We start from the raw sequence: 5,427 nt of genomic DNA, 5'->3' as shown, positions 1-5,427 counted from the left end.
AACATTAAAACAACGCACCTCCTGCTTTACCAATCTTTTGTAAGAACCAATCAACGTTATAAACAAACCAACCACCAATAACCCATTTTCCACCAGTTGAAATAGGATTATCATTTCTACCCATCATATATGTGGCAATAGCATAAACAAATCCTCCAGCAATCATAAATCCTGCAAGAATCTGAATATATTCTTGAACCTCATTTAATAGACTCACTATTGGAAATCCTGCAACACTGGCAGAAGAAATCAAAGAGTTTGAAATCATAAATCCTAGTGCAAAAATTGTTGGATAAAACTTCTTTACCCCTTGACATAAACTATTTGTTTTCTGTTTTAAAAAAAACAAATTTTTAGAAATAATATTTTGTTTCATAAAAACCTCCGTACTTACTTTTTAAGTACTTACTATTTTTTTAAAAAAAGTAAGTACTTTGTGTTTTTTAGTATACATCAAACTTTTTTATATATCAACTTTTTTCTATGAATATTTAACAAATTAAAAGTAATAAAAAATAAAAATAATTGAAAAAGCTTCAAAGAAGTAGTATCATATTAAAAACTGCCAACAGGCAGTTTAAAAAATAAATCTCAAAGAGGCACGATTAGCGGTTCGTGAAAATTTACAATTTTCAAACCGCTATCGCCTATATCTTCCGTTAGTTTTCCAACTAACTCGATATATTAACTCTTGCGAGTGTGGGTTTAAATTTAAGAAGGAGGTGATTATCTTGGCAATATATAATTTAACTGTTGCTCCATCTAATGGACATAGTAGTTTAGAGAAATATCTTTACAACGCTAGAGAAGGAAAATATAGCGTAGGTGAAAGAGGAGAAGAGTTAGTATATAAAGAAAACTTTAACCTACCTACATTTGCTAAAGATAACGCCTCTTTCTTTTGGGAATGTGCAGAGAATTATACAAGTAAATTAGAAAATTCATATAGAAAAATAGAGTTCTCTTTACCTCATGAACTTTCTATTGAAGAGAATATTGAAATAGCTAAAAGATTAGGTGAAAAGCTATTTAAAGATGAATATGTATATAGCCTATCTATCCATAATAAACGTAATGCAGATAACACATTAGATAACATACATTGTCATATAATGTTTAATGAGAAAGTTCTTGATGGAATAGAAAGAAGCAAAGAAACTTTTTTTAAAAGACACAACAACATTCATCCAGAAAGAGGTGGAAGTCGTAAGATTGAAAAGTGGAGACAATTTGAGGGGTTATATGAGATTAGACAAACTTGGGAAAAGGTTTGTAATGAGAAATTAAAAGAGAAAGGTATTGAACTAATTGATTGTAGATCACTTAAAGCAAGAAGAATAGAAGCACTACAAAATGGAGACTATTTAAAAGCTGATTTCCTTGATAGAGAACCTATCAATATCAATGGTAAATTACTACGTAAAGATAGAGAGGCTTTGACACTAGATGAAAAGCAAGAAGTGGAAAGATTTGAGTTAGCTATTAAGGTTGCTAAGTTAAAAGAGAAAGAGTATAGAATAAGAATAAAGAACTATGCAGAAGAAAACGCAAAAGCTAAAGAGGAATTTTTAACTAAAGTTCGAGAAGAGTTTGGAATTACCTCTGAAGAAGTTGTGCAGACTTCTAATTTTGTCGTTGAAAATAAACTTGAAACACCTAAAGAAATTTTTGATAATGCTGTTGAAATGGAAGCATTAAAAGTTGATTTAACTAAAAAATTAAATAAAATTGATTACAACTCTCAATCAGATAAGTTGAGAGAAATTGTTATGCAACAATTAACTAATGGAGAATATGCGAAAAAACTTGATAGATATAATCAATTAAAAGATTTTAAAGAACTTGTTTATGAGAAGAACTTTAAAGAATATGAAGAGGAGTTTGAATCATTAAATACTTATTTAAGAACCTTTGAAACTTCATATATGCAAGATAAGATATTGGCTAAAGAAAGATATATTAGAGAGAAATATATGGAGCGTAGAACAGAGATTGTAGAAGAGCTACATCTACTTAGAAACAATAGTTATCAATTAAAGTATATAGATGATGTTACTCCTAATGAATTATTCCTATACATTAAGGAAATTCAAAGTAATCTAAAGGATTTATTTGTTCAAAAAGAGGTAATAGACAAACAAGTAGATGAACAAAAAGCTATTGCTAATCCTGAAAAAATTAAATTAAATCTTTGCCAAAAGTTATCGCAAAATAAATATTTAGAGATTAAAGAGTTAGCGGTTGAGTACGAAGCTAGATATTTCAAAACTAAAAAAGAATTAGAACAAAAAAATTTAGATCCGAACTCTTATGAATACAGAGTAAATATGAATGTTCTTAAAGAATATGAAAAAGATTACAGAAAATACAAAGGTACAATTGATAGATTTGAAATAAAGCATAATATTAAAGAACTTGTTGAAGAAGCTATCAAAGAACCAAGAGAAAAATTAAAAGAATTAAGACAAAAACAAGATGATATTCATGGAAGAATTAAATTAAATTCAGATAAATTGAAAATTATGAAAGAGTATAGAAAAGAATTAAATAATGAGTTCTGGGAAATAAAGGCTTTAAAAGATAAACTAGAGACTTCTAATAACCCATTAGATAGATTTAAAAATTCTGTTGCTATATTGGTTGCTAAAGATAAATTAATATCTCAAAAAGATAAGATAGAGTTTTCTACTGAAGTGTTAGAAGAAAAAGCTAAAGATTTATTAAGTAAAGGACAATGGAAAAAAATTAATGATAGGTTAGAGGAGATTGATGAAACTATTAATCAAGAGTTTTTATCACAACAAGATAAACTTTTAGTTGAAAAAGAGGAACTGCTTAAAAAACTAAATGACTTAAATACAGATGATTTTAAAGAAAAAGTAAAAATTAAAGTTGAAGAACTGTTAGAAGAAAATTCTAACAAGTCTAAAGAGATTGATAAGCTATTAAATATTGTTAATTCCGTAGAATTAGATTTAACTTCTCCTAAAAATTTATCTCCAGATAAGAAAGAAGAGTTTGTTGCTGATATAAGGAAAAATATAACTGACTTATTCGATTTAAAAAATGATCTCGCAGAAAAAATTAAAATAAAAGAAAAAGAATGTGATATTAAAGAGATTAAAAAAGAAATTCTGAACCAACATACTAATGGTGTGTATGGTAAATTATGTGAAGAAAAAGAAGAGGCTATTCCAAGAATGGAAGGACTTAGAAAAATTAATCAACATGATCACGCTACTTCTATGGAAACAAGACTTAAACATATTAATGAAAAATTACGTAACTTTGAAAAAGAATATATTATTCCAAGCGAAACTATTATGCTACGTTTAGAAAAACCTCAAAAAGAATTAGCTGAACTAAAAGACCAAGAAAAAAATGTAAAAGATAAGCTAAAAGTTTTATTAAAGCAATACTCTTTATTAAAAGAAATGGAAGGTTTTGAAATGACAAGAAGAAATGAAACATCAACATTTATGAGTATTCTAAATAGGCTAAAGAAATCTAAAGGAAACTCACAAGGAACTGGTGGATATTTCCATGCTAAAGTTATACGTGATGATGAGGATCGTGATAGAGATTGAAAAAATTAGAAAGAATTAAAAAGAAAATTAAAGAAAATGAACATAAAAGTAAACGTTTGGAATCATCTTTGAAAAGAAAAAAGAGAGCTAAGAAGCTAATCAAATTAGGAACTCTATTTGAAATAGAAAACCTTGTAAAAGAAGATAAAAATCTTTTATTAGGTTATTTAATGGAGTTCCAATTAATTAGTGAAATAGAAAAAGAAAGATTAAAAATCCAGGGAAATAAGCAGATCGAAGAGTCCAGATTGGAAAAGATAGAATCGTTAGAAATACTAGAAGGAAGAAGTTATTTAGAAAAGAAAAAAAGACTTCATGAGCTAATAACTGTTGGAGCATTATTTGAGAAAGTAAAAATTTATAAAGAAGATCCACGAATACTTTTAGGATATTTAATTCAACTAAAAACTATTTCATCAGAAAAAAGAAATAAATTAAAACAATTAGGGAAAAAAGAGTTTGAGAAAACACAAAAAGCTAGGACAACTCCTACTAAAGAAGAAATCCTAGATTTATTTAAACTTTATATGATAAATAGTAAAGATTTAATGCAGGAAATTTGGGAAAAATATCAAACTAGAAATTTAAATAGTTTAACATTTTCTCAATATGAATTTTTATATAACAGTATTAAAAGCATGAATTAGATTCATGCTTTTTTTATTATTCTAAATGAAGGTTATCAATTTCTTCAAGTGTTATATTCAACTGTTTTAAAATTTTGGGATTTAATTTTTTTAATTGATATTTTATATACTCAATTTCTTCTGTTTCAGATAAATTTATAAATTTTTTGTAAGTTTTTTTTAAACTATTTGTTCCTATTGGATAAGCTATATTTAATTTTTTAGCCAAGTCTCTAAAAGCATTAGAAACACCTGGATATCCAATTGGAGTATTTTTTTGATTTTTTAAAGCCGAAAATTTAAGAGATTTAAATATCGGACCTTTGTTATAATCTTTAATTCCTTTTTCTTTGTAAAAATTTTTTAAAATTTCAATCATTTCAAGACATTCAATGTTTAATTGTACTTTCTCTAAATTATTAATTATTAAATAATTATCTTGAATATCTTCAAAATTAGAATTTAAGTAATTTGATATTTTTAAGCCTGTATAAATACCAAATTTAAAAATTCCTAAGATAACATATTTTTTGTTATTGTTTAAGTATTCATTTATTTTTTTTAAATCATCTATTGTAAAAGCTTCCACTTCGTGTCCATTTTTAACTTTCATTAATTTAACCACCTCATTATATACCTATTGTATTTTATAATACTTCATTATTTTAAAAAATATATAAGACTATTGCAAGTATTATTATTATTTTATTTATATAAAATATTTATACTGAAAATTTTAAGAAAACTTTTTTAGAAACATTGTATATAGTTGTTTTATATTGTAATTATTGTTTATATTGTTAGTTGACAAAAAATATGATAAAAAAGATTAAATTTCCCTTGATTTTATTAACAAATTATAATTTTTTTTAATCCTTATTAAACCTTAGTATTTTTCCTCACTAAACCGTAGTATATTCTTTATTAAAGCTTAGTTTTTTCTTCATTAAACCTTAGTATATTCCACATTAGACCTTAGTATATAAAAAAGTTTAACTTTTTCCTCATTAAACCTTAGTATTTGTAATAATATTTCCTCGTTAAAACTAAGTAAAACATTGCATTTTTTATTTATTTTTAGTAAAATATATAAAAAATTATATTTTTTTATATATTACTAAGGTTTAATGAGGGAAAAAATGAAGTCTTCAATATGGAGGAATGAAATTAATGAATAATATTAAAAAGATTATTAATCTTGAAAATGAGGTTAT

The 5,427-nt window shown here is 25.4% G+C and carries 4 protein-coding genes; 2 read left to right on the top strand and 2 right to left on the bottom strand.

The genetic code is table 11. From position 1 onward, the window contains the following. Window positions 1–4 precede the first annotated feature (4 nt). A complete protein-coding gene (locus ACRC8M_RS03920; protein WP_332484596.1) occupies window positions 5–376 on the bottom strand; it encodes a hypothetical protein in 372 nt (123 codons plus the stop codon). A 355-nt stretch (window positions 377–731) separates the two neighbouring features. On the opposite strand from ACRC8M_RS03920, the gene ACRC8M_RS03915 reads away from it, so the two are divergent. Both ACRC8M_RS03915 and ACRC8M_RS03910 read left to right on the top strand, forming a co-directional pair. Beyond that, the gene (locus ACRC8M_RS03915) at window positions 732–3,587 is read left to right on the top strand and encodes a MobA/MobL family protein (RefSeq protein WP_438527948.1); all 2,856 of its coding nucleotides are present in this window, start codon (window positions 732–734) and stop codon (window positions 3,585–3,587) included. Then, a complete protein-coding gene (locus ACRC8M_RS03910; protein WP_438527947.1) occupies window positions 3,584–4,234 on the top strand; it encodes a conjugal transfer protein TraD in 651 nt (216 codons plus the stop codon). The genes ACRC8M_RS03915 and ACRC8M_RS03910 overlap by 4 nt, the downstream gene beginning before the upstream one ends. A gap of 16 nt (window positions 4,235–4,250) precedes the next feature. Here ACRC8M_RS03910 and ACRC8M_RS03905 read toward each other — a convergent pair whose 3' ends face one another. Further along, entirely contained in the window at window positions 4,251–4,826 is a 576-nt protein-coding gene (locus tag ACRC8M_RS03905) for a hypothetical protein (protein ID WP_438527946.1), read from the bottom strand. Between the last annotated feature and the right edge of the window lie 601 nt (window positions 4,827–5,427).

The sequence above is a fragment of the Cetobacterium sp. genome (assembly GCF_051653945.1).
GTDB lineage: Bacteria > Fusobacteriota > Fusobacteriia > Fusobacteriales > Fusobacteriaceae > Cetobacterium_A.
The sequence above is the reverse complement of the archived record's forward strand: the minus strand, read 5'-3'. Positions and strand labels throughout refer to the sequence as shown.